The following is a 24,446-nucleotide window of genomic DNA, read 5'->3' as shown; positions in this document are numbered from 1 at the left end:
CTCATGAAGCGCAGTAGAGCGGCCCCGCCAGCGGCGGCGCCGTCTCGATGGCTGCGTTATAGGCCCCACCATCTCGACCTGTCAACGCCAAAACAAAACTTTTCCGACAGTTCCGTGACAGGGCCTCATATTTTGGCAATCCGCCGTCGGGAACGCTAGAATAAAGCCAATGATCGCAATGCCTTGCTGAGTTATCAACTTCCCGGGGCCCGCATCTGCTCCATTCCGAGGCGCGAGACGCCGCCATCGACGRCAGCGAAAGTCCTTGGCACGCGCACCGTCCTTGGGGCCATCCCGGACAGCGACCGGCCATTCCCACGACACGCCCGAGGGTCTGCGCTGCCTGCCTGGACGCCGAACGCGGCGCTCTGCACAGTCCCAGGTCTGCCTCGCATCCGCTCGCGGCAGTCCAGGACGCCCGCCGGCAACAAGCCGGCGCGCGAACGGGACCGGATCAAGAGCGGGTTCACACCATGCCGGAGAATACTATGCCTGAGATCATCGTGGTCGGCGCCGGAGTCCTCGGAACCTCCGTCGCCTATCGCCTCGCCCTCGCGGGCGCGCGCGCTACCGTGCTTGAGGCGACACGGGTTGGCGGCGGTACGTCCGGAATCAGCTTCGCCTGGACCAACTCCTGCAACAAGGAGCCGCGCAGCTATCATGACCTGAACGTCGCCGGCATGAAGGCGCACGCAGCATTGAAGGAGGAGTTTGGCGCAACACCCTGGTGGCATGGCGGCGGTCGCGTCGAATGGAAGGCGGAAGCCGAGCGCGACGGTCAGCGCACCAAAGTTTCACGCCTGCAGGACTGGAGCTACGCGGCCGAATGGATCGACCGCAAGCAACTGCTCGAACTCGAGCCGGATATCGATCCCGCGGCGATCGGTGATGCGCCCATCGCCTGGTACCCGAATGATGGCTGGCTCGACCCGGTCGTCTACGCCCACGCCATGATGAGCGCGGCATGCCGGCTCGGCGCTGAGCTGAAGACCCAGACGCGGGTAAGGGCCCTCCTCGTCGAAGGCGGCAAGGTCAAGGGCGTACGCTGCGAAACCGGCGAGATATTTCATGCAGACCTGGTGGTGAACTGCACCGGGCGCTGGTCCAATGACACGATCGGCACGTCCGCTCCCAATGTCCCGCTGGAGCCCACGGTCGGTTTCCTGGTCTTTACACCGCCTGTGCCGGCTTCGATCCAGCGCGTGGTCTCCTCGCCGCTTTGCGATTTCCGACCGGATGGCGCCGGAAGGCTGATGGTGCATTGKGGACCGGCCGACGCGCAGGTGACGCCCGAGGTCAGCGAGCATCCCGGCATGGCACAGGCTGCGGTCGTGATCGAACGGCTGACCAGGATCCTTCCCGGCATTACGCCGATCCAACCCGAGGCCACGCGCGTCACCCAGCRCCCCATTCCCAGGGATGGCCTCTCGGCCATCGGGCCCGTGCCTGGCCTCGACGGCTATTATCTGATGGTCACGCATAGCGGCGCGACGCTCTCGCCGGCGCTCGGGGCCATGGCCGCGGACGAGATCCTCACTGGCATTGAACAGCAGGAGCTTGCCGATTTCCGCCCCGCGCGCTTCTTCACATAGAATGGGAATCCGCGGCGGCCCCCGGAGAACCGTCCAGCCGTGTGCTCGTCGCGCCGAATGATGGGAGGGCAAGCCGTGACGGAGGTTCACGACCTTCMGCGCTTCGTTACCGCCCAGGAGCCGATCTTCGAAACCGCGCTTGCCGAGCTGCGAGCAGGCCGGAAGCGGACCCACTGGATGTGGTTCGTCTTTCCGCAGCTGCGCGGTCTTGGCCTTTCGCCGACGGCGGAACGCTACGGCCTGGCGTCGCTGGCGGAAGCGCGTGCCTATCTCGCCCATCCCATTCTCGGCCCCCGCCTCGTCGCGTGCACCGCCGCCATCCTGGAGCTCGAGGGCCACTCAGCCCACACCATCTTCGGCTCGCCCGACGACAAGAAGCTTCGCTCGAGCTTGACCCTGTTTGCGCTAGCCGCGGCTAGCGGCGACACTATCTTCCGGCAGGGCCTGCAGCGCTATTTTGGCGGCGAACCGGATCCGCGCACGCTCGACCTGATCGGGCAGCCCCCGTCCGGCGAAACGCGCCCATAGTCCGCAAGCGGCAGATCGCTCACCAGGGGCCGTGAAGCTACCCCTGGAAGCGGATTGTCATTGCCCTGTGCTCGCGGCAACCGGCCGGCCGGGCCCACTCCCCGACCGGAGATCGCCACGCTTCGCGAGGGCCAAGGCTTCAAGCTCGAGGACCATTCGCTCCGGTGTCTCACATGGGAGGGCGCCGAGCACTGAAATCTCGCGGGTCACATCGACCGGCAAGCCCGAGTTCGAGTCGTCGGGAATCTGATTCAGCCGGCCGCCGATGCAGACCGGGATGGACCGGGCGGCCCGCTCGAGAGCGCCCAGTACCTCGCTCGCGAACCGAAGGGCGATGCCGTTATATGTGCTGATGGCGATGACATCGCATCCCCGTGCCAGCGCAATCTCGACAAGATCATCGGGGTCGACCGATGTACCGCCATCGACCGCCTCAACCCCCAGGCTCGTGAGCAGGTGCTCGATCAGATTCTTACCGTGCTCATGGACATCGCTGCTGGCCACACAGACCTTGAGACCACTCGCTTCGATCAGACGACGGGCACTGACCGGAACCTTCGCCACCCAGGATTCAGTGGCGTGCTGGAGCTCATCGACCCATTCGGCAAGCACAATGGCCCGCCGCCCGCCCCATGCCGCACGGTCGGCTGCCCCCGCGCCATACAGCGCCTCTAGGCGTTTCGGACCGATTCGGCGCAGGGCCAACATGAGTGCGGCAGGATCGCGCGTGTCGATTCCGGCTTCCCGCAAGCCCGTCAAGACCTTGCCGGCAAAGGCCCGGCCGCCATCGACGAGGCTTGCGGCCATCCCGTCGACCAAAGCCAGGTCGATCAGGCCGAGATTGGCGGACGCGTGCTCGACCATCCGGGCTGCGAAAACCTGCGCATCGATGATTTCGTCGGTATCGGGTATCCGCTCGTTCTCGGTCACCGGGACCGGATTGATCGCGTGCCCACTCGCCCGGCGCTGCAGCGACCAGATATCGGCCTGGAGGTAGCTCGCCAGACTTGCGAAATTGCCGGCCGGCGTGGATCTGTAACTCACCGTGTTGCCGAAAATCATGCTTCCCGGCGTGTCCGACACCTGCATCAAGGCATGATGGAAGGCGAGCCGCATGAGCGGGGCCGTGAAATGGTGTCCGTAGCAATGCGAGACTTTGGCGCCGATCAACGCATCGACGATGTATTTCTCGATCAGCACCATGCCGAGCGCGGAACTCATATCGGCGAACAAACCGGCAAAGCCGTCGTCGAGGTTCGAATGAACCAACACCTCGACGGGTTGAGCAGCGATCAACCCAAGCGCCGTCACCGTGGCCTCGGTGGTGGCGACATCGTCGTCCCAATCGGGGAGGCGGAACGTGAAATATTGGCCGAGATTCCCGACAGTGGTGACCCCGGCTGCCAGCGCGGCCCGGGTATTCTCCACGGCCCCGGGCAAGCCCAGCATGAAGTCGCCGAAATGCGCCGCGGCCGGCACGATGCCGGTGATCCGCGAAAAATCCTCGGGCCCGTCGAGGACGATGCCGGTGCCGCGCGGACGCTGGGAGCGCTGCGCGAGCGGGTACCCCATCGACCAGTCCAGGGTGATGCCGAAGCGATCGACCACCGTGCCGAGCCTGGCGCAGCTCTCATGCACGGTCCGGATCGCCTCCAGCGTTCTGTCGACGCTGCGAAAGCCGATATGGGCGTGCTGCATGATGCGCCCCTGAACGGCGGTCCTGCGCTTGTAAGCCGCCTCGGAAGGAACGCCCATCGTATCGAGGAAAAGATTGCGGCCCACCTGCCAGGTGCGCGCCATGACCGCGCCCTCTGCAAGAAGCTCGGCGCCCGGCCGAAGCGCACCGGGAACGAGATCCGCGAGAGGCGGCAACACCGTGTTGGTCATGAAATCCTCCCGGCCATGCGCTCCTGAATTCCCGCGTCAGATGGCCACGATGTCGAACTGGCGTCGGATCGCGGCGACCAGACTGGAGGCCGTGATCGCCGAGGTCTTTGGGTTGCCGGCGGAGGGCAAGTTGGTGAAGCGCAGATAGGCCGAGCCGAGCGAGCTCTCCGCCTCGATCTCGTGAATATTTCCCCTGGCCGCGGGATCGGAGACGATCCGCGTCGTCACCCGTGCGGCACGCGCTGCGAGCGCAATGGTGAGCCCGACATTCAGGTTCCTGGGATAGAGCCGCGCCGCTTCCTCCGCGCTGCCTTCATAGAGCACGATCTCGGCGACGAGCGACCGCTCGCTAAGCCCGGCCTGCGCCAGCTCGGCCGCCCACGCGGCCGGTGGCTTGCGCGAGGTGTAGCGAATCCGGGCATCGTCGGCTTCGCGTAGCGCCGCGAGATAGTCGAGCCCCCCGACAGCCCCGGACGGCAGGATGAGTCGCGCCCCGCTCCGTGCCGCGATCCCGGTCAGGCGAGCCAGGAAATCAGTATCGGCAAGGGCGCCCGTCGAAGCCGCAATGACCGCAAGGCCGGCGGCCAGAACATCCGGCAAGGCCTCCACGACGGCGGCATGCCCGGCCGCCTCGACAACGAGGTCGGGTCGGCTGGCAATCAGTTCCGGCACCGTCGTGGCGACCTCGACGCCCACCGGCACCGTGGCGCAACTCGGAGAATCCGGCCGCAACAGCACGGTGAAGTGAAAGTCCGCCGACTGTTGGAGGCGCGCATGCACCTCGCGCGCGATCGTGCCGAAGCCGATCAACCCTATTCGCTTCCTGCTCATGGCAGTCCCATTGCGACAGATCAGGGGTTGCGCTGGTCGGTCGGCGGCACGGCGAACACGGTCTGGCGCTCGATTTCGAGAACGTTGTCCGGTCGGGGGAAATTGGCCGGTGCCGCCTCGCCCGCAACCCGCGAACGGCCGATCAGACGGAAGAAATCCTCGAGGCCATTCGGCACGATCAACCAGACCCAGTGCAGGTCCTCGGTCCCCACGTTGATGAACATATGCCGACGGCTCTTGCCCACGAAGATCGCGGTGCCGGGTTGAAGCGGAACGTCCTTGCCGTCGAGCACGGCACGCCCCTTGCCCTTGATGAAATAAATCACCTCCTCGTGTCGATCGTGGCTGTGTTCACGGACATAGCCACCGGGCGGCACGGTCTGGGTTCCCAGAGCCAATGGGTGATCCATCCGCACCCGCGCGGGGTCGACGACCACCTCGATATGGCCGTTGGCCGGAACCGGCTGCCAATAGCTCGTCGCCTGGCCGGGCTGGATAACGAATGTCTCACCGGGTTCGTGAATTTCGGTCATGGGGTCATCTCCATTCCGTGGGCTCTTCCCGGGACGGCGGAAAGCAACTTCTGCGTATAAGGATGCTTGGGAGCAGCGAAGATCTCGGCCGTGACGCCGTGTTCGACCACCTCGCCGCGCTGCATGATCGCGATCCGATCGCAGATCTGGGCCGCGACGCGCAGGTCGTGCGTGATGAAGATCATCGACAGGGAGAGCCGATCGCGCAGTTCGACGAGCAGCTGCAGCACCTGCGCCTGGACCGAGACATCCAGCGCCGAAACCGCCTCGTCGGCGACCAGGATCTTTGGCTCGAGCGCAAGCGCTCGGGCGAGCCCGATGCGCTGGCGCTGCCCGCCCGAAAACTGATGCGGCAAACGGTCGGTGGCGCTGGGATCAAGCCCCACCAGCGAGAACAGCTCCTTGGCTTTGGCCAAGGCCTTGTCCTGCTTGACGCCGCGGGCGATCAGCCCCTGGGAGACCAGGTCCCCGGCCGTGCGCCGCGGATTGAGCGAAGCGTAGGGATCCTGAAACACCATCTGGACGAGATGACGCTGGCGGCGCAGCGTCTCGCCGCGAAGCTTGCCGAAATCGACGCCGTCGAGTTCGATCGCTCCCTGATCGGGATCGAGCAGGCGTACGATGCAGCGCGCCAGAGTCGACTTGCCCGAACCGCTTTCGCCGACGATGCCCAGAGTAGCCCGGCTCGGCAGATCGATATCGACCGCCTTCACTGCGTAGGTCACGCGGCGCTGCCGGCCGAACCAACCGCCTCCCGTCCGATAGGTCTTGGACAGAGCGCGCACCGTCGCGATCGTCTTGTCCGGCAACTCCCGCGGCGGCGGCGGGGTGATGCTCGGAACCGCTGCGATCAGCGCGCGCGTATAGTCGGCCTTGGGATTATCGAGCACCTCGCGGACTGTTCCGCTTTCGACGACGCGACCATGCTGCATCACCATCACCCGGTCGGCGATCTCCGCGACGACGCCGAAGTCATGGGTAATGAACAGAACCGCCATGCCGGTCCGCCGCTGGATGTCCCTGATCAGCGTCAGGATCTGCGCCTGGATGGTGACATCGAGGGCAGTAGTCGGCTCGTCCGCGATCAGGATCTTCGGTTCCAGAGCCAGCGCCATGGCGATCATCACGCGCTGGCGCTGCCCTCCCGACAACTCATGGGGATAGGCCCGGTAGGCCGAAGCCGGCTCGGGAATGCCGACCTCGTCCAGCAGCTTCAGCGCGCGCTCCCGGATCTCCTGCTTCGACAGCTTGGTGTGAGCCCGGAACATCTCCGCGATCTGGTCGCCCGCGGTGCGCAGGGGGTTCAGGGCCGTCATCGGCTCCTGGAAGATCATGCCGATCTCGGGACCGCGGATCGCACGCAGCTCGTCCTCGGAGAGGCCGAGAATGTTCCGCTCGCCGAGCATGATCCTGCCGCCCCGCACCGGCAGGCTGGTGGGAAGCAGCCCCATCAGCGCCGACGCGGTCATCGACTTGCCGGAACCGCTTTCCCCGACCACGCAGACGATCTCGCCCGGCGTGAGGGTCAGCGAGAGCTTCTCGACCGCATAAGGCCGGTCGGCCCCTCCGGGCAGGGCGATGGATAGATCTTCGATACGAACGAGAGGGGTCATCGGCCGCGGAGCCTCGGGTTCAGCGCATCGTTGAGCCCCTGTCCGACAAGGGAGACGGACAGGATCGTCAGCAGGATCGCCACGCCGGGAATCGCGGAGACGTACCACTCGCTGCGCAACACCTTGCGGCCCTGGCCGATCAGATTGCCCCAGGAGGCGATGTTCGGATCGGACAGGTCGAGGAAGGCGAGCGCGCTTTCGAGGAGGATCGCCGTCGCCATCACGACGCTGCCATAGACGATGATCGGCGCCAGCGCGTTGGGCAGAACCTCGCGGAAGATGATCCAGCGATTGGTCAGGCCGAGCGTCCGGCAGGCCTGGACGAACTCGCGATTGCGCAGGGTCAGGAACTCGGCGCGCGTCAGGCGCGCCACCGCCGGCCAGGACACGATGCCGATCGCAATCGTTACCGCCGTCATGTTCGAGCCCACCACCACCACGAGCACAAGCAGCAGGATGAAGTTCGGAAGCGTCTGGAAGGCCTCCGTCATGCGCATCAACGCGTCATCCGTCATGCCGCCATAGAAGCCGGCGATCGCACCGACGACGATGCCGATTGCAATCGCAATCAAGGTCGAGACGATGCCCATCAGCAATGTGGTGCGGGCGCCGTGGGCGATCTGTGCCGCGATGTCGCGGCCCGACGCGTCCGTTCCCAGCAGGAAGCGACCGCCGAGCGAAGGCCATTGCAGCGGCCGACCGGCAAGCCCCAGTGGATCGCGCGGGTAGAGCAGGTCGGCAAAGATGGCGAGGCCGACGATGCCGATGAGCAGGAGCAGGCCAAGCACGGCAGCGGGGCTGAACAGGAAATATCGGAGCGCCTTCATGATCAGGACGCCCCGGCCGTGATCCGCGGATCAAGGCGCGCATAGATGAGATCGACGACGAAGTTCACGCAAATGACCATGATGGCAGAGACAAAGACGATCCCGAGCAGCGTGTTGAGATCGCGCTGAACTACGGATTCGTATGCGAGCCGCCCGATGCCGGGGAGCGAGAACACGCTTTCGATGACGACCGAACCACCCAGCATCGTGCCGGCTTGCAGGCCGATCAGCGTGACCATCGGCAAGAGAGCGTTCCGCAGGACATGCCGCCGGACGATCTCGCTCTGCCTCAGGCCCTTTGCCCGGGCGGTTCGCACGAAATCCAGCGTCGAGACCTCGAGCATCGAGGCGCGCATGATGCGCAGATAGATGGCGAGGAAGATCAGGGAGAGCGTGATCGTCGGCTGGACCAGATGCCGTGCGATATCGAGCACCAGCCAAATGCCCGTCAGCCCGCACCGATTTCCTGAAAGCCACCGGGCGGGAGCCAGGCCAGCCAGATCGAGAAGACGACGATGCTCATCAGCCCGAGCCAGAAGGACGGCGTGGCATAGAAGATGAGGCCGAGCAGCGAAATCAGCGTATCGGCCCAGCCGTTCACGCGCTGTGCCGAGACGATGCCAAGCAGCATGCCGGCAAAGAAGGCGAAGCTCAGCGCCGAGAACATCAGCAGGAGCGTTGCCGGCAGCCGCTCCAGGATAACGGTGGCGACGGGCTTGTTGTAGATCGCGGAGAATCCGAGATCCAGACGGACGAGCCGCCAGAGATAGTCCAGCAAGCGGACAGCCGCGCTGCCTTCCAGCCCATAGAAGCGACGCAACTCTGCCGCAGTGGCAGGGTCGCCACCGCCCATCTGCGCCATCAATGCATCAACCGTGTCGCCGGGCGCGAACTGAAGCAGCACGAATAATCCGGCGAGCAGGATGAGCAGCGTCGGAACGCTGCTCATCAGGCGTCGTCCGGCCAGTTTCAGAATGTGCATGGCCGTACTTTTCTGGGGCGCGCCAGGATCAGGATTCGATCCAGAGATCCGCCCAGTGGCTCGAAGGCCAGCGCGGATTGTTGTGGTGGTTCTTGAGCTTCTTGCTGGTGACCGAGATGAACTGGCGTTCTGTCGCCATCCAGAGCGGGAGCTCGGTGTTCAGCAGCTTGACGATCTCGGGATAGGCGGCCTTGCGCTTGGCCGGATCGATCTCGAAGGCGGCATCGTCCATCATCTTGTCGGCCTTGGGATCTTCCCAGCCCCACTGGTTGGTGAACGCGGTGCCCTTCGGGCTGCCCGAGCGGTACCAGACCATGGTGCTGATCGCCGGATCGGCGCGATAGATGTGCCAGCCGGTCGAGAGATCATAATTCCAGTCGCGATAGACGGCCGTGAGATAGGTCGCCGCATCGGGACGCTGAAGCTCGACCTTGATGCCGACCTGCTGCAGCGACTGCTGGATGAAGGTCGACCAGAGCGGGATGTCCTCGCCGAAGGGCGGGCTCAGCATCTTGAGCGAGAAGCGCGTGCCGTCGGAGCCGCGCTTGAAGCCAGCCTCGTCGAGCAGGGCGTTGGCCTTCTTGACGTCGAACGGATAGTCGGGCGCTCCCGCCTTGTAGAAATTGGTCGAGACGGACGGAATCGGCCCGTGCGCCCGCTTGCCGTTGCCGTACAGGAAGTTCTCGATGAAGAAATCGGTGTCGACCGCGTGGACGATGGCACGGCGGACCCGGACATCGGCGAGTTCCTTGCGACGCAGGTTGAATTCGATCGTGTTCTGGAAGGGCTGGCGCTCGTTGCCGCGCGAGGAGACCTCGAAGCGGGCGTCCTTGCCCAGCCGATCGATGTCGGCCAGCGGCAGCGAGGAATAGTTGCTCATATGGACCTGGCCGGCCTCGATCGCGGCAGTCGCCGCGGCCTTGTCGGTGATGAAGCGCCAGATGATCTTGTCGAGATAGGGGTAACCCTTGCGCCAGTAATCGGGGTTGCGCTCGGCGATGACATACTGGCCGCGCTCATACTGCGCGAACTTGAACGGGCCTGTTCCGATCGGCGCGACGTTCGCCGGGTTGTCGAGGATGTTGGTGCCTTCGTAGATGTGCTTGGGCGCGATGTAGCCCAGGTCGGGCGCGGCGCCCATGAACAGGTCCATCGGCATCGGACGGTTGTAGCGGAAGATCGCCGTATGCGCGTCCGGCGTATCGACCGCCTCCAGGGCGGAGTGCAGCGCCGTGCCGTAGTTCAGGTGCTTCTTCCACAGCTCCATCGCCGTGTACTGCACGTCAGCGGAGGTGAAGGGCTTGCCGTCGTGCCACTTCACGCCCTCGCGCAGCTTGATCGTGATGGTCTTGCCGTCCGGCGAACCTTCCCAGCTCGTCGCCAACATGGGCTCGAGTTCGCCCTTCTCGTTCAGGTCGACCAGCGGCTCCATGATCTTGGAGGCGATGACATAGACACCGGTCGAGGCCCGCAATGCGGGGTTCAGGATGCGCTGCTCCTGCGGCATGTGCACGGTCACGGTACCGCCCCGCCGCGGCTCCTGGGCGAACGCTCCGATCGGCGAGCCCGCTAGCAGCGCCGCCGCACCGGCCGATGCGAGCATCTGACGACGCGTAAATGTTGATGCAGTCATGTTCCCCTCCATTATTGTGAATTCAGGCCTGCTGGCGTCAGGCGATCGATCAAGGCCGCGCGGACCGCCTTCCGGCTTCCCAGCCAATCAGAGCCCCTTCGACGGAGGCGCAATGCAGCGGCCATTCGCCGGCTATGCTCCATTCGGCGAATGGCTCGGCGGTCGTGCCAGCCGCGACGTCGAGGACAATTCCGCAGCCTGTGCCTTGAGCCTGCGCGCCGACCTGCCAACGCCTGTCGAAACTCGGCGCATCCATGAAGACGAGATCCGCCCCCCGCGGGCGCATAGCGACGCAGAAACCACCGTCCTCGCCCCGCGCGAATGTGAGGCCGAGCATTTGCGCGCAGAGCGCCGCGGCAGCCGGCGGATCCTCAGCCACGATCTCGATGCGGCTCAGGGCGCGGGCACCATTGGCATGGCTGACGAGATCAGGCAGCCAGACSGTCTCGCGCGTCAGATGCTGGCAGGCRAAGAKGCGCACACCGGCAGGCGCTGGCTCGAGCGGCCATTGGAAGATGCGAAACCCCGCCTCTCCCACGCCGCCGCTGCCCAGTTCGACTGGCCGACGGAATTCGAACGGCCCAGTCGCCGAAATGCCGCCTCTCTTGAGCGTATCGAGCGCCGCCTGCGCATCGTCAGTCCGCATCGCGAGGCGTTCCAGCCCCGCTCCCGCGGCGAGGAAGTCGCGGGTCGGCCGATTGAAGTCCGTCGGGGCAAGCACGCCGAGCAGTTCGACGTAGTCGTCCTCGAACATGATCGTGTGATTGGCGGTGCCGAGATAGTCGCTGTGGAGACCACGCGGCGACACCGAAAACCCCAGCGCGCGCCAACGTTCGGCCGATGCCKAGAGTTCGCTCACGGCAACAACGATATGGTCCAGGCCGAGTACGTGATCGAGCATCTCACTACCGTTTTGCGCGGAGCCGCTTCCCCTGACACCAGTGACCGTGTCATAAGTGCATGCAGTTGTACAGGCACTTTTGAAACTTCGATTTCTGGCCGTTGCACAAAGATGAGAACGCGCGTGGCGCAAGGGTGGGCAGGCCATGCGAGGCCCCGCATCCAGCACCCCGAATCGCGGGGCATAGGGAATAAGAACGATCGCGATGTCAGCAGCTGGTTTGGCAGGCGGGCATTACCTGCACGCAGTCCCGCCTCGCCGGCTGACATTTGCCGGCCGAGTGAGCGCGCGCGCAAACGCGCGGCGGAAGGAAATGCGCGTCAGAGACGCAGCGGGTCTCGCCACGTCCTCATATCCCGTAGGCGGATCGGGATGTCAGTTCCGCGGAACGCGTGCCCGGCGCCGTACCGACCCCGACTCTTCCGGCACGAAAATCTTCAGAAGCGCATCCTTGAGAACACTGCGCGCCTCGGCGAAAGTCAGCGAAATATGTGCGCGCAGAATCTCAATGCCCTTTGCGGCGTCGCGCTCAGCAAGCGCCTGGACGATCCGCGAATGATCCCCGACGAGACTCGAGTGTTGCGGGCCGTTTTCGATCTGGACTCGTCGGATAAACCGGATTCGGGCGTTGACGCCGATAAGCTGGCGCACGACCTCGGGATTGCCGGCAAGCTCGGCGACATGGACATGAAAGGCTTCGTCCAGTTCGAGGATCTCGTCGGGATCGTTGTTGGCGTAGCGCCGACGCGCATCCTCCCAGAACGCCTGAAGGCGCTCGATCCCAGCCTGATCGACGCGCTCGCACGCAAGAGCGAACGCGCCGGTTTCAATGATGGAGCGCATCTCGAACAGATCGACGAGATCGTCGATATCGAGGCCGCGGAAGTAAAAGCCCCTGTTGGGCGTGAAGACGACAAACCCCTCGCTGGCCAGCCTGTTCAGCGCTTCTCGGACCGGCGTGCGCGACAGCTCCAGCATCTGCGCCAGATGCACCTCGTTGATGCGCTCCTCCGGCCGCATCTTGAATTCGACGAGCTGCTGCCGAATCGCGCGATAGGCGCGTTCTGCGCTGTCCGCCGCCCGACGCGGTGGGGCTGCCTTGACGGTCGGGGCCTTCGCGGTCTTCGGCATTCCGTCTCTCATTGTCGACGACGTTTCCCCGCTCTCGCATCACCAAGAAGCGGTCAGTGCAAGCTTCAAATCGCGCAACCGGAAAAAATCAACCAGCGCCCTCCGAATCCGGCCGGCAGCTTCTTCTTGGGATCATCATGACACGGATCGCATTTCTCGGAGTCGGCCATCTGGCCGAGGCGATGATTGAAGGCCTCTTGCGCGACCAGCAGACGGTTCCCCACCTTGCCCTGTCGCCGCGCGGTCAGGGACCGAAGTTGGCCGAACGCCATGAGCTTGAGCTGGCCGAGTGCAATTCCACGCTCATATCCGGTGCGGACATCGTCTTTCTCGCGACGCGGCCGGCCGATGCCATTGCAGCTATCTGCCATCTGCCATGGCGCCCGGAGCACATCCTGGTTTCGGCCTGCGCGGGCGTGCCCATTGCGCATTTGGAAAAGGCCGCCGCCCCTGCCCGCGTCATGCGGATCATGCCGCTCACAGCCGCATCTCTCGGCGCGAGCCCGACAACGGCGTTCCCGAGTTTTCCCGAAGTTCAGGCGCTGCTCGCACGGCTCGGCCCCGTCATCGTCCTTGAGAATGAAGCCCAGTTCGAGACCGCAACGGTCAGCGCCGCCATCTATGGCTGGGCTCAGAGCCTTATCGGCCTCGGTCGCGACTGGTCCGTCGCTCATGGCATGAGCCCTGAGGCAGCCCGCGAACTTGCCGCGACGACCTTCGTGGCGGCTGGCCGGATGATTGCCGAAAGGCCGGAGCCGGTCGAAACGCTGATTGCGAATCTCGCGACGCCAGGCGGGATCACGGAGCGCGGCCTCGCGGTGCTGTCCGAGCACGGCGCCAAAGAAGGCTGGACCGCGGCCTGCGACGCCGTTCTTGCCAAGCTCACTGACGGGAGGGCGGGCAGGCGCCCCTGAGCCCCACCCTCCTTCAGGCCGGCTGCGACTTGTAGACATGACCGCCCACAGCCTGATCGGTTGGCGACACCTCGATTTCGGTGACGTCGACATGCTCAGGAAGGGCAAGCACGGCCGCGATCGTTTCAGCGATGTCCTGCGGTTTCAGGGCCCGAACGGCGCCATACATCGAATCATGCAGGCGGGCGCGATCGCCCGCGAAGGCCTGCAGATAAATGTCAGTCTCGACGCGGCCTGGAGCGAGATCGGTGACGCGGACATTGCTGCCGGCGAGATCGTAACGCAGAGAACGACCGGCATGGGCGAGCCCCGCCTTGGCCCCACCATAGGCCGACGTTCCCGCAAACACGCCGCGTGCGGCAGTCGTCGTGATATTGATGACATGACCGCGACGACGCTCAACCATGCCGCCCAGTAACGACTGCATCAGCAGCATGGGCGCAGTGAAGTTCACCGCGATCGTCTCGGAGATTTCCTCCGCGGTCTGCTCGTAGAGCGGTTTCACCGAGGCGACCATACCGGCATTGTTGACCAGGATGTCGATCTTGGCCCCGTCGAGCGCGGCGACGATCGCCGCAACATCGCGAACATCGGCAACCACCGGGATGACCCCGGCCTCGGCGACGACGGTCGCGAGTGCATCCTCGCTACGTGCAACGCCGTAGACCGTAAGCCCAAGGGTCGCGAGCTTGCGGCAAATCGCGGCGCCGATTCCGCGCGATGCGCCCGTGACGAGGGCGGTTTGATAGGGGAAGGCGCTCTGCATCATCCGGTCCTCTTCATTGCCTGCGTTCAGAGTGCCGCACGCTGCGACATCACCCGCAGCAGGTCGACCAGCCCGGCATCGCGCTGGCTGCGCAGGTCGTCATCGCTGCGTTCGCCAATCGCCTCACGCACCGCTTTCGCCACGCGTGACACGGTCGGGGTATCAAGCCGGGCATCGCCGAGATCGTCCCAGATGTCCTGATAGGTTTTGCCGTATTTGGTCAGGAAGGATTCGATACCCTCGGCGTTGAGGTGGTTCGAGATGAACGAGCCCTGCAAGGTCCATTTCGGGCCAGGGCCGTAGCAGAAGGCTCGGTCGACATCTTCCGCCGTCGCGACGCCGCTTTCGACGAGTGCGATGGCCTCGCGCCACATCGCTCCCATCAGCCGCAGGGCCAGATGGCCTGTGACCTCGCGCCGGAGCACGGCTGGCTTCTTGCCGAGATCCTCATAGAAGGCACGCGTCTGCTCGACGACCTCCGGCGAGGTCGCCTTCCCGCCGACGATCTCGACGAGCGGCATCAGGTGGACGGGATTGAACGGGTGGGCGAGGACCACCCGCTCGGGATGCGCACAGGCCGACTGCATGTCCGAGACGAGCAGGGCCGAAGAGGAGGACGCGATCACCACATCCGCAGCGATATGCTGTTCGATCTCCGCCAGCAGTGCCTGCTTCAATGGGAGTTGCTCCGGCCCCGATTCCTGGACGAAGCGAACACCGGCCATCGCGGTTGCGAGATCGCTCGCGAAGCGAATGTCTCCCGTTTCGGCCTTGGCCGGCGAAAGACGCTGCAGGTCGTCGGCAAGCGTTGCGCGCAGGGATTGAAAGGCCTCCCAGCGGGCGGGATCGGGATCATAGCAGGATACGTCATAACCGGCATGGGCAAAGGTCGCCGCCCAGCGCTGGCCGATCGTGCCCAGGCCGACGACGCCGATCGGTCCACGTCCCAGAATGTCTTGCATCGGTTCAGATCCTTGTCATGCGGGCCGGTCAGCCGCGCAGAAAATCGAGTACTGCGTCCCGGTAGAGCGCCGGCTCAGCCCGCATGGCGTAGTGACCGCCACGAGGGAGCACGGCGAGTTCGGCGCCGGGGATGGCATGCGCGAGGCGCTCGGAGTGATAGGGCGGGGTCACGATGTCGTCGGCCGCGACCACGATCCTGGCCGGACAGGCGATCGTATCGAGGGACTCGTCGACACCATGTCCCAGCACAGCCTTGATACGCGCGCGGATGGTCGCGGCGTCCCGTTCGGTCGCAGGCGCACCGCCGGTCAGCTCCGCAGTGACGCGGGCGTCGTTCTCGGCGAGCCAGTACGGCGCGTTCAGCAGGGTGACGGCATGACGTCGATAGGCATCGACGCCGAGCCGGTCGAGGATCTCGATACGGCCGGCGAACAGTCGCTCCATATAGGCGCACGGTCGCGCGAAGGTCGCCGAGAGGACGAGGCGCGAAAGACGAACGACGCGAGCCCGCCCAGCCCTGAGATCAGGACAAGCGGCGCGCCGGCGCCGGTCTCGGTGAAGGCGAGCGTGCCGCCATCTTGCAGGGGGGCGAGCGCGCTGGTCATGCCGCTTCGGCCCTCGCGTCCAGTGCCGTGCGGACGGCACAGTTGACGGCCGACCACGGGATCCGCAGGTCGAGCCAGGCTGCGAGACGACCTGCACACAGGATCGCCTCGTCGGTCAGTTCCGCCAGCGCAATCTCCGGGCGCCGGAACGCGGCCTCGAGCGCAAACAGGATTTCGGCGCTCTCACCGAGATGGCAGAAGTCGCGCAGGCGGGTACCGGCCTTGTTGCAGGCCAGCGCGGCGACGCTCCGCGAAACCTGCGGCTCCTCGCTCGCGAGACCGCTGCGGACCCACCACAGCAGCTCCTGCAGGATGCGCGCCTCGGATTCGGCCAGGAAGAGCGGGCCGGAGGGGTGCATGATCGCGCGCGAGGCGAGCATGCCGTCGATATCCGGCGGACTGGCCCGCCACAGCGTCTCGCGCCGCRCGACGAGCGCCTCGGGCAAGCTCGAAGCCGGGGACGCCGTCATCTGTGGCTGCGCGCCCTCGGCGAGCACCAGCCGCCCGTCGAACGCCTTCACTCCATGTCCTTCGCGCAGGCTTAGGCCAAGCGCCTGCAAGGCGGGCAGGCCACCTTCGATCTGGCCCAGCAGCGTGACCGTGGCGGTCTCGGCCTGCAGGGGTGCGAAGGTCAGCTCGAGGAACTGCCGCGCCGGCCAATACAGGAAGGCGCCGGGAGGCGCCTCCATGACATCAACCCCGCCCTCGGCGTCCTCGACGAACGGTGCATGCCAGTAGATGTGCTGGCCTGCGATCTTGGGCGTGTGGAGCTGCAGAGGCGCCGGCAGGGTGGAGGCCAGGGACCGAAGCGTGCGGGGCGCCCGCGCGGTATCGCAGGCGATCCGCCAACTCTCGTTGCCGGCAAAGAAATCGAGTTTCATGAAATCAGGATTCCGCGTGGACCGGCAAGCCGACCGGGTCAAGCCTTCGGGTTGAAGAACGACACCGGCTTCAGAATCTGGTTGCGCATGTCCATCAGCGGATCGGCCTCGACCACCTGGCGGCGATAGGCTTGCCACGCCGGATCGGCCTCCATCGCATCGCGGCGAGCTTCACGGTCGGCGAGGCTGTCGTATTTCCAGAGATGAACGACACGGCTGAGATCGCCGATATGGGTTTGGAAGAAGCCGAAGGGCTCACCCAGATAGTGGCGCTGCATCGGCAGGCCGACGTCCTCATAGAGCCGCAGGAAGTCCGGAAGACGGTTTGGTCGGGCCGTGTAGACGCGGTGGTCGAAGATCATCGTGCTTCTCCATGTTTGCGGAAGCGCTCTGCCCGCTCAACTCATGTGAGGCAGAGAAACGTCCAAGCCGATCGGGCACGAGGCCCTCTCGAGATCGAACGTTCGCCGCCATGCAAATAGTGCATTCCATTGTGCGTACACTTATAGCGCTCTGTCGGGAAATGCGCTAGAGCCGATCTCCGAAAACGCTTGGCTTTCTCCACGCATGCGCCGGTCACGCGCGGCGAACGTCTCGCATCAGGACGCTCGACTCGGCTGCGCGGAGAACACCGACGATGAGGAATTCGCCCACGATTGACGAACAGATCGAGATGTTGCGCCGCATGATTGCGGTGCGGCATCTTGAGGAACGGCTGGGTGAGCTTCACAAGGCCGGCAAGACCCGCGGCCCGATCCATCGCTGCGACGGACAGGAAGCGGTCGGCATTGGCGCGACTGCGATGCTCGATGCCTCCGATTTGCTGACCAGCACCCATCGCGGCCACGCCCATTACGTCGGCAAGGGCGTCGGACTTCATCCGATCGTGGCCGAGATTCTCGGCCGTTCAACCGGGACATGCGCTGGCCGCGCCGGTCATATGCTGATTGCCGATGTCGCGAACGGCCTTCTCGGGGGCAATGCCATCGTCGGCGGCGGAATCCCGGCAGCCACGGGCTTTGCGGTTTCGCTCCAGATGCGCAATCGCGCCGATGGCGGCGCTCGCGTCGCCATGTGCCTCTTCGGAGACGGCGCCGCACAGACCGGCATCTGCCACGAATCCATGAATATCGCAGCCTTGTGGAAGCTGCCGGTCGTCTTCGTGCTCGAGCACAACCAGTACGGCCTGACCGCGCATCACTCGACCCAGTCCTCGGTTCCGGATCTGGTGGTTCGCGCTGCCGGCTATGGCATGCCTGGCGACAGTGTCGACGGCAACGACATCACGGCCGTCTATCGGGCGGTGGCCGCAGCGGTCGACCGGGCGCGGCGCGGCGAAGGCCCCTCACTTGTCGAGGCCAAGACCTATCGGATGGTCGGGTTCTCGACCAGCGATGTCGGCGGCTATCAGAGCGCAGAAGACCGTGCAGCGTGGCGCGAGCGCGACCCGATCGTCTTCGCCCGCCGCTCGCTGGCCGCAAGCGTATCGCCGGCACACCTGGATGCTGTCGGCGCCGAAGCACGTGCTGCCGTCGATGCCGCCGTAGACCAAGCGCTGGCTGATCCGTTGCCGGGCTTCGTCGATCATGCCCCGAGTGCCCCCTACTACGCTGGAGCCGTGTGATGGCAATGATGCGTTATGCCGAAGCCCTGCGTGCCGCCCTGCGCGAGGAAATGCAGCGCGATCCCAATGTCTGGCTCTTCGGCGAGGACATCGCGGTCTATGGCGGCGTCTTCAAGGTGACGAAGGACCTGCTCGCGGAATTTGGCCCCGAGCGTGTTCGCGACACACCGATCTCCGAGCAGACGCTGACCGCCATGGCCGTCACTGCCGCGATGGCCGGCACGAGACCCGTGCTCGAAATCATGTATGCGGATTTCTTGCCTCTGAGCATCGACGCGCTCATGAACCAGGCATCGATCTACAACTATATCTGGAACGGTCAGGTCACCATGCCGTTCGTGCTCCGCACCCAGGGCGGCGGCGGGGCTGGTGCCGGGGCACAGCATTCCAAGAGCCTGGACGCGCTCGTCGCCCATATTCCCGGCCTGAAAGTGGTCGCACCGGCGACTGCCGCCGACGCCAAGGGCCTCCTGAAGGCTGCGATCCGTGACGATCACCCGGTGATCTTCCTTGAACATAAGCTCCTCTACAACAGCCGCGACGAAGTGCCGGACGGCGATCATCTGGTCGAGATCGGCAAGGCCCGCATCGCGCGGGAAGGCAGCAATGTCTCGATCATCGCCTCCTCGCGCATGTTGATCGAATCGCTGAAGGCGGCCGAACTCCTCGCGGGCGAAGGAATTTCCGCCGAGGTGATCGACCTGCGCAGCCTGCGCCCGCTCGACCGCGACACCATCCGGGCCTCGATCGCCAAAACCCATCACGCCGTAGTGGTCAATGAAGGCTGGCGCTTCTGCGGCTATGGCGCGGAGCTGAGCGCCACCATCATGGAAACGGCATTCGACGAACTCGACGCTCCCGTTGAACGCGTTGCGACCCACGATATTCCGATCCCCTACAGCGAGCCGCTCGAAAACGCCGTGCTGCCGGATGCGGCCAAGATCGCGGCAGCAGCGCGGCGGGCAGTGGCATGAGCGGAGGCCAGTCATGACGAGCGAGATCAGGCTCACCGGCGGCGCCGGCGAATACATGGAAAGCGCAACCGTGGTGTCCTGGGCGGTTGCCGTGGGCGACAGGGTGAAGCAAGGCGATGTCGTCGTCGTCGTCGAGACTGCGAAAGCAGCGACTGAAATCGAGGCGGAGCGCGACGGCATGCTCGTCGCAATCGTCGCTGCGGCAGGGGCCGAGGTCGGCGTCGGCAGCGTGCTGGGCCATATCGGCAATGACGGGGATGCGATCGGCGAAGCCGACATGCCCGAGCCAACCGTTGCGATTGCCACCCCGGAGCCTACCCGGTCCGCATCAATCAGCCTGTCCAGGGATCGAACCCCGATTTCCCCACTGGCTCGCCGCCTTGCCAGGCAGGCGGGGCTGGACACGACGGCGATGGTTGGCACGGGTCCGGGAGGTCGAATCAAGAGCCGCGATATCGAGCGGATCTTGGCCGAGCAACGGCCCGAGCCAGTACAAGTCGGTTCCGCGCCTCGGCAGGGGAGCCCTGTTGCCCGACACAAGGGCGGGCTCCCTCCGATAGTCTTCATTCATGGCTTTGGGGCCAATTCGGGCGCCTGGAACAACGTCCGCGCATATCTCGACCCCACCATCGCGTCATTCGCTCCCGATCTGCCCGGCCACGGCCGCACTGCGGCGGCGGGCAGCCCGAGCCTGAACGCGTTGGTGGATGCAACGCTCGCCTATCTCGAGGACACCGGGCTGACGGAATGCCACATCGTCGGGCATTCCCTGGGTGGCGCTGTCGCAGCCGCCATCGCCGCGAATTCGGCGATTCGTGCACGATCCTTGACCCTGATTGCRCCAGCCGGCCTCGGTCCGGACATTGATGGTGAATTTCTGGAGGGTTTCTTAACGGCCCGCTCGGCAGCCAGCCTGCTGCCTTGGCTGGAACAACTGGTCGCCGATCCCGCCTTGCTTCCCCAAGGCTATGCCGAAGCGGTTTTGCGGGAAAGGTTGCGGCGCGGCGTGGACGCGCCGCAACGGGAACTCGCAGCCCGCCTGTTTCCAGACGCGACCCAGACGATTCAGATCGGGAATGCAATCGCGTCGCTTCACATCCCGACCCGCGTGATATGGGGCAAAGCCGACCGCATCATTCCGGTCTCCCATAGCAGAGGTCTTCCGGGCTTCGTCGCTCTTCACGTGCTCGCCGACATCGGACACATGCCGCATGTCGAAGCCCCCGAGCTCATCTCGCGTCTCATCGTGCAAACGGCCAGGAGCGCGAATCTGCAGGCGGGGCAATAAGCCTGCCGGGCGCCCGACGGCCGGAAGCGAACCATCGCCGGCCGCGTTTCGCGGTCGACCAGGCTGATCGGGACGACGGCACAACCAGCGCGGAACGTAAGGAACCGATCCGTCCGCGGCGCGAGGACCACCGGCTGCGTCGGGCGGCGATATCCTGTCGAAGGCGGTGGCCTGGTTTGCGCACGAGAGCACGGCATGCCGGAACCGGCTCTCCGGCTCCCAAGGGCCCATCGGCGCGCGTTTCCGATGAGGATAATGATCAGCGTCGTCAGGAATTCCGCGCGGGACGCTGGCCTCGACACCGGCACCGAGTGCGAGGGGCCCAGCGTGAACGCCCAAACCGCGAATCGTCTGCGCAAGCGGGTGAGCTCCGGCACCACGGACGTCTGAGCGCCTGTGGCCCCCCTTCAAGCGATCGCCTCGACCTCAAAACGCAAAAAGCGCCGGGAAGCCCGGCGCCTGCGACAGTCTTGGTTGGGAAGAATGTCTGGAGCGGGCGAAGGGATTCGAACCCTCGACCCCAACCTTGGCAAGGTTGTGCTCTACCCCTGAGCTACACCCGCATCCGGACATTGGCGCGCCAAGCGGCGCGTGGCGGGCTTATTGCCCAAAGCGCTGCGAAGCGCAAGCGCCTTGTTGCAAAGTTTTTCGCCGATGCCCTGATTGGCGCCCCGCCGGCGCCGGAACGGCGCCCTTGCGGTGATGCCGTCCGGCGGGCTAGGCAACGCCAAGAACTCTTTGTTTCCGACGAGTTACGATGACCTCGCCACTGACACCCGACGAGCTCTGCTCCCATCTGGCCACGCAGGGTATTCCTTTCCACAGGCTCGATCATGAGGCGGTCTTCACCGTCGCCGAATCGAAGTCTCTGCGCGGCACGATCGATGGGCACCACACCAAGAACTTGTTTCTCAAGGACAAGAAGGGCCGGCTTTTCCTGGTCTCGGCCCTGGAGAGCACACGAATCGATCTGAAGCGGCTGCATCAGACGCTGGGAGCCAGCGGTCGGCTTTCCTTCGGCTCGGCCGAACTGTTGGAGGAGAAGCTCGGCGTGACGCCCGGTTCGGTCACCGCCTTTGCCGTGATCAATGATCGCGCCGGTGATGTGACGATGGTGCTCGACGCCAATCTGATGAGCGGCGAGGCGATGAATTTCCATCCGTTGATCAACACCGCGACGCTGCGCATCGCACGCGACGACATGCTGGGCTTCCTGCGCAGCACCGGACATGAGCCGCTGATCGTCGATTTGCCAGCACCGGTCGATGGACAGAACGACTGAACCTCCCCATCTATGTGGCGCGCGGCCTATGGTCATGCGCCCGTTTTCGTATGCCCGACCGTGATCGGCCCAGCGTGGCCGCGGTCGATCTTGTTGACGAGATGAAGGAAGACCCATGCTGCTCAACAGCGATGCGGCCGAGCAACCCGGCCTGATCAAGGATACGACGACACAGGGCTTCCGGCAGGATGTCGTCGCCGAATCGATGAACCAGCCGGTTCTGGTCGATTTCTGGGCCCCGTGGTGCGGCCCCTGCAAACAGCTGACCCCGGTCATCGAGAAGGTGATCAAGGCTGCCGGTGGCAAGGTCAAGCTCGTCAAGATGAACATCGACGAGCACCCGCAGATCCCGGGCCAGCTCGGCATCCAGTCGATCCCGGCCGTCATCGCCTTCCAGCGCGGCCAGCCGATCGACGGTTTCATGGGCGCCCAGCCGGAAAGCCAGATCAAGGCTTTCATCGAGAAGCTCGTTGGACCGATGGGCCCGGGCGCGACCGAAGAGCTGGTCGCCGCCGCGCAGGAGGCGCTCGAGGCCGGCGATGCGGCCGGCGCGGGCGAACTCTATGCCAATGTGCTGGCGCTCGAGCCCGACAATGTCCCAGCGCTCGCCGGACTGGCGCGCCTGCATCTCGACATGGGTGATCTCGACGGCGCCAAGGGCATCCTGGCCACCGCTCCCGAAGCCAAGGCGTCCGATCCGGYGCTGGCTGCCGTGCGTGCCGCGATCGAACTCGCCGAGCAGGCCGCTTCGCTCGGCGATACGGCCGAACTCGAAGCGAAGGTTGCGGCCAACCCCGGGGATCATCAGGCCCGCTTCGATCTGGCGCTGGCGCTGAATGCCCATGACAAGCGCGAAGAAGCCGTCGACCAGCTGGTTGCCATCATCAAGGCTGACCGGACCTGGAACGACGACGGCGCGCGCAAGCAGCTGCTGCAGTTCTTCGAGGCCTGGGGTCACATGGACGACGCCAGCGTTGCAGGTCGGCGCAAGCTTTCGACGCTGCTGTTTTCATAAGGTGCCGCGATGGAAGGGAGCGACACGCCCATGGGCATGAATGCCGTCTATAACGGAGCCCAGGACTGCCCGCTGGTGATCCCGGTCTTCCCGCTGGCCGGTGCGCTCCTCCTGCCGCGCGGGCAGATGCCCCTCAACATCTTCGAGCCGCGCTATATCGCCATGATCGACGATGCGCTGCGGGACCACCGCACCATCGGCATGATCCAGCCCGAGCCGGAAAGCGGCCGCCAGACCGACACGCCCAGCCTGTTGCAGGTCGGCTGCCTCGGCCGGATCACGCAGTTCGCCGAGACTGGCGATGATCGCTATATCCTGACGCTCACCGGCATCGCGCGCTTCCGCATTGTCGAGGAGCTCTCGGTGACGACGGCCTATCGCCAGTGCCGTGTCAGCTATGACGACTTCGCCATCGATTTCACCGCGCGTGCGGGGGAGGACGAGGTCGACCGCAACAGCCTGCTCAAGGCGCTTCGGTCCTTCGCCAAGGCCAATGACCTCAAGATCGATTGGAAGGGCATCAACGAAGCACCCAACGAGGCGCTGGTCAACGCGCTCTCGATGATGTGCCCCTTCGGTCCGCGCGAGAAACAGGCGCTGCTCGAGGCCTCCAGCCTGAAGAACCGCGCCGACGTCCTGGTCGCGATCACCGAGATCGAGCTGGCGCGCGGTGGCGGCGACCCAGAGACGACCCTGCAGTGAACCTTTCCCACGCGCCTGCGGCGGCACTCGCGCCCGTCACGTATCCGCCACGCCGGGCCGTCACGGCCTGGCTGTTCTTCGACTGGGCGGCACAGCCATTCTTCACGCTGGTCACCACCTTCGTCTTCGCGCCCTTTTTCGCCTCCGCCCTTGCGGCGGACGCGGCAGAGGGACAGGCGCTCTGGGGCTATGCCACGGGTTTCGCGGGTCTCTGCATCGCCCTGCTCTCTCCCCTGCTCGGCGGCATCGCTGACCGCACGGGCCCGCGCAAGCCCTGGATAGCGGCCTTCGGCGCGCTGCTCGTCATCGGCTCGGCCCTGCTCTGGTTTGCAAGGCCCGGCTCGCCCGCCGCGGTTCCGATCGCGCTCGCGGGCTTCATCATCGCCACGATCGGTGCCGAATTCGCCACCATCTTCAACAATGCGATGATGACGCGGCTCGTGCCGCCGGAACGGCTCGGATGGCTCTCCGGCACGGGCTGGGCCATCGGCTATCTCGGCGGTCTGATCTCGCTTGCAATCACGCTGGCGCTGCTCGCCGCAGATCCGCTCACCGGCAAGACGCTGGCAGGCCTCGTGCCGATTCTCGGCCTCGACGCAGCAGCGCGCGAGGGTGACCGCGCCTCGGGGCCGCTCACTGCGCTCTGGTTCGTCATCTTCGTCACACCGATGTTCCTGCTGACACCGGACTCACCGGGAACCGGCATGCGCCTCAGGGAAGCGGCGCAGGGCGGTCTCTCGCGGCTGAAGGCGACCATCGCCGAACTGCCGCGCCTGCCTGCACTTGGGCGCTTTCTGCTCGCCAACATGATCTATCAGGACGGGCTTGTGGCGCTCTTCGCCTTCGGAGGCATCTACGCGGCCGGCGTCTTCGGCTGGCAGACCATCGAACTCGGCATCTTCGGGATCATGCTCACCATCACCGGCACGCTCGGCGCCGGGATCATGCTCACCATCACCGGCACGCTCGGCGCC

The 24,446-nt window shown here is 65.2% G+C and carries 23 protein-coding genes, 1 tRNA gene and 1 pseudogene; 10 read left to right on the top strand and 15 right to left on the bottom strand.

Annotated features, from left to right (window positions below):
* Positions 1–488: 488 nt before the first annotated feature.
* Positions 489–1,592: an NAD(P)/FAD-dependent oxidoreductase gene (locus tag AC1DRP_RS24985; RefSeq protein WP_476769841.1), complete on the top strand. Its 1,104-nt coding sequence runs from the start codon at positions 489–491 to the stop codon at positions 1,590–1,592.
* A 75-nt stretch (positions 1,593–1,667) separates the two neighbouring features.
* A complete protein-coding gene (locus AC1DRP_RS24980; RefSeq protein ID WP_476769840.1) occupies positions 1,668–2,120 on the top strand; it encodes a DUF1810 domain-containing protein in 453 nt (150 codons plus the stop codon).
* Between the two features lie 57 nt (positions 2,121–2,177).
* On the opposite strand, the gene AC1DRP_RS24975 is transcribed toward AC1DRP_RS24980, so the two are convergent.
* From AC1DRP_RS24975 to AC1DRP_RS24935, 9 genes and pseudogenes are all read right to left on the bottom strand, one after another.
* Entirely contained in the window at positions 2,178–4,007 is a 1,830-nt protein-coding gene (locus tag AC1DRP_RS24975) for a cobalamin-dependent protein (protein ID WP_476769839.1), read from the bottom strand.
* Between the two features lie 36 nt (positions 4,008–4,043).
* Entirely contained in the window at positions 4,044–4,838 is a 795-nt protein-coding gene (locus AC1DRP_RS24970; RefSeq protein ID WP_476769838.1) for an aspartate dehydrogenase, read from the bottom strand.
* Between the two features lie 20 nt (positions 4,839–4,858).
* Positions 4,859–5,371 carry a cupin domain-containing protein gene (locus tag AC1DRP_RS24965; protein ID WP_476769837.1) on the bottom strand — a complete coding sequence of 171 codons (513 nt, stop codon included), beginning with the start codon at positions 5,369–5,371 and terminating at the stop codon, positions 4,859–4,861.
* Positions 5,368–6,984 carry an ABC transporter ATP-binding protein gene (locus AC1DRP_RS24960; protein ID WP_476769836.1) on the bottom strand — a complete coding sequence of 539 codons (1,617 nt, stop codon included), beginning with the start codon at positions 6,982–6,984 and terminating at the stop codon, positions 5,368–5,370. The genes AC1DRP_RS24965 and AC1DRP_RS24960 overlap by 4 nt, the downstream gene beginning before the upstream one ends.
* Positions 6,981–7,811, bottom strand: coding sequence for an ABC transporter permease (locus AC1DRP_RS24955; RefSeq protein ID WP_441492761.1), 831 nt, complete (start codon positions 7,809–7,811; stop codon positions 6,981–6,983). Before AC1DRP_RS24955 ends, AC1DRP_RS24960 begins: the two co-directional genes overlap by 4 nt.
* A gap of 2 nt (positions 7,812–7,813) precedes the next feature.
* Positions 7,814–8,793, bottom strand: a pseudogene (locus AC1DRP_RS24950) (ABC transporter permease).
* A 28-nt stretch (positions 8,794–8,821) separates the two neighbouring features.
* Positions 8,822–10,426 carry an ABC transporter substrate-binding protein gene (locus AC1DRP_RS24945; protein WP_441492759.1) on the bottom strand — a complete coding sequence of 535 codons (1,605 nt, stop codon included), beginning with the start codon at positions 10,424–10,426 and terminating at the stop codon, positions 8,822–8,824.
* 49 nt (positions 10,427–10,475) lie between these two features.
* Complete coding sequence (locus AC1DRP_RS24940; protein ID WP_476769835.1) at positions 10,476–11,327, bottom strand: VOC family protein; 852 nt, start codon at positions 11,325–11,327, stop codon at positions 10,476–10,478.
* Between the two features lie 375 nt (positions 11,328–11,702).
* Positions 11,703–12,458 carry a GntR family transcriptional regulator gene (locus tag AC1DRP_RS24935; RefSeq protein ID WP_441492757.1) on the bottom strand — a complete coding sequence of 252 codons (756 nt, stop codon included), beginning with the start codon at positions 12,456–12,458 and terminating at the stop codon, positions 11,703–11,705.
* Between the two features lie 137 nt (positions 12,459–12,595).
* On the opposite strand from AC1DRP_RS24935, the gene AC1DRP_RS24930 reads away from it, so the two are divergent.
* The gene (locus AC1DRP_RS24930; RefSeq protein WP_441492756.1) at positions 12,596–13,372 is read left to right on the top strand and encodes a pyrroline-5-carboxylate reductase family protein; all 777 of its coding nucleotides are present in this window, start codon (positions 12,596–12,598) and stop codon (positions 13,370–13,372) included.
* Positions 13,373–13,385: 13 nt separating this feature from the next.
* Here the strand turns inward: AC1DRP_RS24930 and AC1DRP_RS24925 are convergent, their stop codons facing one another.
* The 5 genes from AC1DRP_RS24925 to AC1DRP_RS24905 all read right to left on the bottom strand — a co-directional run bounded on the left by AC1DRP_RS24925 (position 13,386) and on the right by AC1DRP_RS24905 (position 16,949).
* Positions 13,386–14,141, bottom strand: coding sequence for an SDR family oxidoreductase (locus AC1DRP_RS24925; RefSeq protein WP_441492755.1), 756 nt, complete (start codon positions 14,139–14,141; stop codon positions 13,386–13,388).
* A 23-nt stretch (positions 14,142–14,164) separates the two neighbouring features.
* The gene (locus AC1DRP_RS24920; RefSeq protein WP_476769834.1) at positions 14,165–15,100 is read right to left on the bottom strand and encodes a 3-hydroxyacyl-CoA dehydrogenase family protein; all 936 of its coding nucleotides are present in this window, start codon (positions 15,098–15,100) and stop codon (positions 14,165–14,167) included.
* Between the two features lie 28 nt (positions 15,101–15,128).
* Positions 15,129–15,545, bottom strand: coding sequence for an alpha/beta fold hydrolase (locus AC1DRP_RS24915; RefSeq protein ID WP_476769833.1), 417 nt, complete (start codon positions 15,543–15,545; stop codon positions 15,129–15,131).
* Between the two features lie 157 nt (positions 15,546–15,702).
* Entirely contained in the window at positions 15,703–16,587 is an 885-nt protein-coding gene (locus AC1DRP_RS24910) for a hypothetical protein (RefSeq protein ID WP_476769832.1), read from the bottom strand.
* 38 nt (positions 16,588–16,625) lie between these two features.
* Entirely contained in the window at positions 16,626–16,949 is a 324-nt protein-coding gene (locus AC1DRP_RS24905; RefSeq protein WP_441507415.1) for an NIPSNAP family protein, read from the bottom strand.
* Positions 16,950–17,224: 275 nt separating this feature from the next.
* On the opposite strand from AC1DRP_RS24905, the gene AC1DRP_RS24900 reads away from it, so the two are divergent.
* Genes AC1DRP_RS24900 through AC1DRP_RS24890 form a run of 3 tightly spaced genes read left to right on the top strand, consistent with a single transcriptional unit; the run spans position 17,225 to position 20,473 of the window.
* Complete coding sequence (locus tag AC1DRP_RS24900; RefSeq protein ID WP_441492750.1) at positions 17,225–18,211, top strand: thiamine pyrophosphate-dependent dehydrogenase E1 component subunit alpha; 987 nt, start codon at positions 17,225–17,227, stop codon at positions 18,209–18,211.
* Entirely contained in the window at positions 18,211–19,185 is a 975-nt protein-coding gene (locus AC1DRP_RS24895; protein ID WP_476769831.1) for an alpha-ketoacid dehydrogenase subunit beta, read from the top strand. The genes AC1DRP_RS24900 and AC1DRP_RS24895 overlap by 1 nt, the downstream gene beginning before the upstream one ends.
* Positions 19,142–20,473 (top strand): acetoin dehydrogenase dihydrolipoyllysine-residue acetyltransferase subunit, encoded by a 1,332-nt coding sequence (locus AC1DRP_RS24890; protein ID WP_476769830.1) that lies wholly within the window; start codon positions 19,142–19,144, stop codon positions 20,471–20,473. Before AC1DRP_RS24895 ends, AC1DRP_RS24890 begins: the two co-directional genes overlap by 44 nt.
* Positions 20,474–20,961: 488 nt before the next feature.
* On the opposite strand, the gene AC1DRP_RS24885 is transcribed toward AC1DRP_RS24890, so the two are convergent.
* Positions 20,962–21,036 (bottom strand) — tRNA-Gly (locus AC1DRP_RS24885).
* A 194-nt stretch (positions 21,037–21,230) separates the two neighbouring features.
* Here AC1DRP_RS24885 and AC1DRP_RS24880 point away from each other — a divergent pair.
* The 4 genes from AC1DRP_RS24880 to AC1DRP_RS24865 form a co-directional block, all read left to right on the top strand.
* A complete protein-coding gene (locus AC1DRP_RS24880; protein ID WP_441492747.1) occupies positions 21,231–21,755 on the top strand; it encodes a prolyl-tRNA synthetase associated domain-containing protein in 525 nt (174 codons plus the stop codon).
* 115 nt (positions 21,756–21,870) lie between these two features.
* The gene (gene trxA / locus AC1DRP_RS24875) at positions 21,871–22,770 is read left to right on the top strand and encodes a thioredoxin (RefSeq protein WP_476769829.1); all 900 of its coding nucleotides are present in this window, start codon (positions 21,871–21,873) and stop codon (positions 22,768–22,770) included.
* Between the two features lie 30 nt (positions 22,771–22,800).
* The gene (locus tag AC1DRP_RS24870) at positions 22,801–23,472 is read left to right on the top strand and encodes an LON peptidase substrate-binding domain-containing protein (RefSeq protein ID WP_476769828.1); all 672 of its coding nucleotides are present in this window, start codon (positions 22,801–22,803) and stop codon (positions 23,470–23,472) included.
* Positions 23,469–24,446 (top strand): MFS transporter (locus AC1DRP_RS24865; RefSeq protein WP_476769827.1); only part of this gene is annotated, 978 nt, incomplete at its 3' end. The genes AC1DRP_RS24870 and AC1DRP_RS24865, both read left to right, overlap by 4 nt.

It is taken from the genome of Allobosea sp. 01N443 (genome assembly GCF_056399325.1).
Note: the sequence above shows the minus strand (reverse complement) of the source record. Positions and strands in the feature narration are given on the sequence as shown.

Coding starts and splice junctions, on each gene's coding strand:
- AC1DRP_RS24870 (WP_476769828.1), top strand. CDS start 22,801: ATGGGCATGAATGCCGTCTATAACGGAGCCCAGGACTGCCCGCTGGTG.
- AC1DRP_RS24965 (WP_476769837.1), bottom strand. CDS start 5,371: ATGACCGAAATTCACGAACCCGGTGAGACATTCGTTATCCAGCCCGGC.
- AC1DRP_RS24895 (WP_476769831.1), top strand. CDS start 18,211: ATGGCAATGATGCGTTATGCCGAAGCCCTGCGTGCCGCCCTGCGCGAG.
- AC1DRP_RS24930 (WP_441492756.1), top strand. CDS start 12,596: ATGACACGGATCGCATTTCTCGGAGTCGGCCATCTGGCCGAGGCGATG.
- AC1DRP_RS24915 (WP_476769833.1), bottom strand. CDS start 15,545: ATGGAGCGACTGTTCGCCGGCCGTATCGAGATCCTCGACCGGCTCGGC.
- AC1DRP_RS24975 (WP_476769839.1), bottom strand. CDS start 4,007: ATGACCAACACGGTGTTGCCGCCTCTCGCGGATCTCGTTCCCGGTGCG.
- AC1DRP_RS24905 (WP_441507415.1), bottom strand. CDS start 16,949: ATGATCTTCGACCACCGCGTCTACACGGCCCGACCAAACCGTCTTCCG.
- AC1DRP_RS24900 (WP_441492750.1), top strand. CDS start 17,225: ATGAGGAATTCGCCCACGATTGACGAACAGATCGAGATGTTGCGCCGC.
- AC1DRP_RS24935 (WP_441492757.1), bottom strand. CDS start 12,458: ATGCCGAAGACCGCGAAGGCCCCGACCGTCAAGGCAGCCCCACCGCGT.
- AC1DRP_RS24880 (WP_441492747.1), top strand. CDS start 21,231: ATGACCTCGCCACTGACACCCGACGAGCTCTGCTCCCATCTGGCCACG.
- AC1DRP_RS24920 (WP_476769834.1), bottom strand. CDS start 15,100: ATGCAAGACATTCTGGGACGTGGACCGATCGGCGTCGTCGGCCTGGGC.
- AC1DRP_RS24955 (WP_441492761.1), bottom strand. CDS start 7,811: ATGAAGGCGCTCCGATATTTCCTGTTCAGCCCCGCTGCCGTGCTTGGC.
- AC1DRP_RS24970 (WP_476769838.1), bottom strand. CDS start 4,838: ATGAGCAGGAAGCGAATAGGGTTGATCGGCTTCGGCACGATCGCGCGC.
- AC1DRP_RS24925 (WP_441492755.1), bottom strand. CDS start 14,141: ATGATGCAGAGCGCCTTCCCCTATCAAACCGCCCTCGTCACGGGCGCA.
- AC1DRP_RS24960 (WP_476769836.1), bottom strand. CDS start 6,984: ATGACCCCTCTCGTTCGTATCGAAGATCTATCCATCGCCCTGCCCGGA.
- AC1DRP_RS24945 (WP_441492759.1), bottom strand. CDS start 10,426: ATGACTGCATCAACATTTACGCGTCGTCAGATGCTCGCATCGGCCGGT.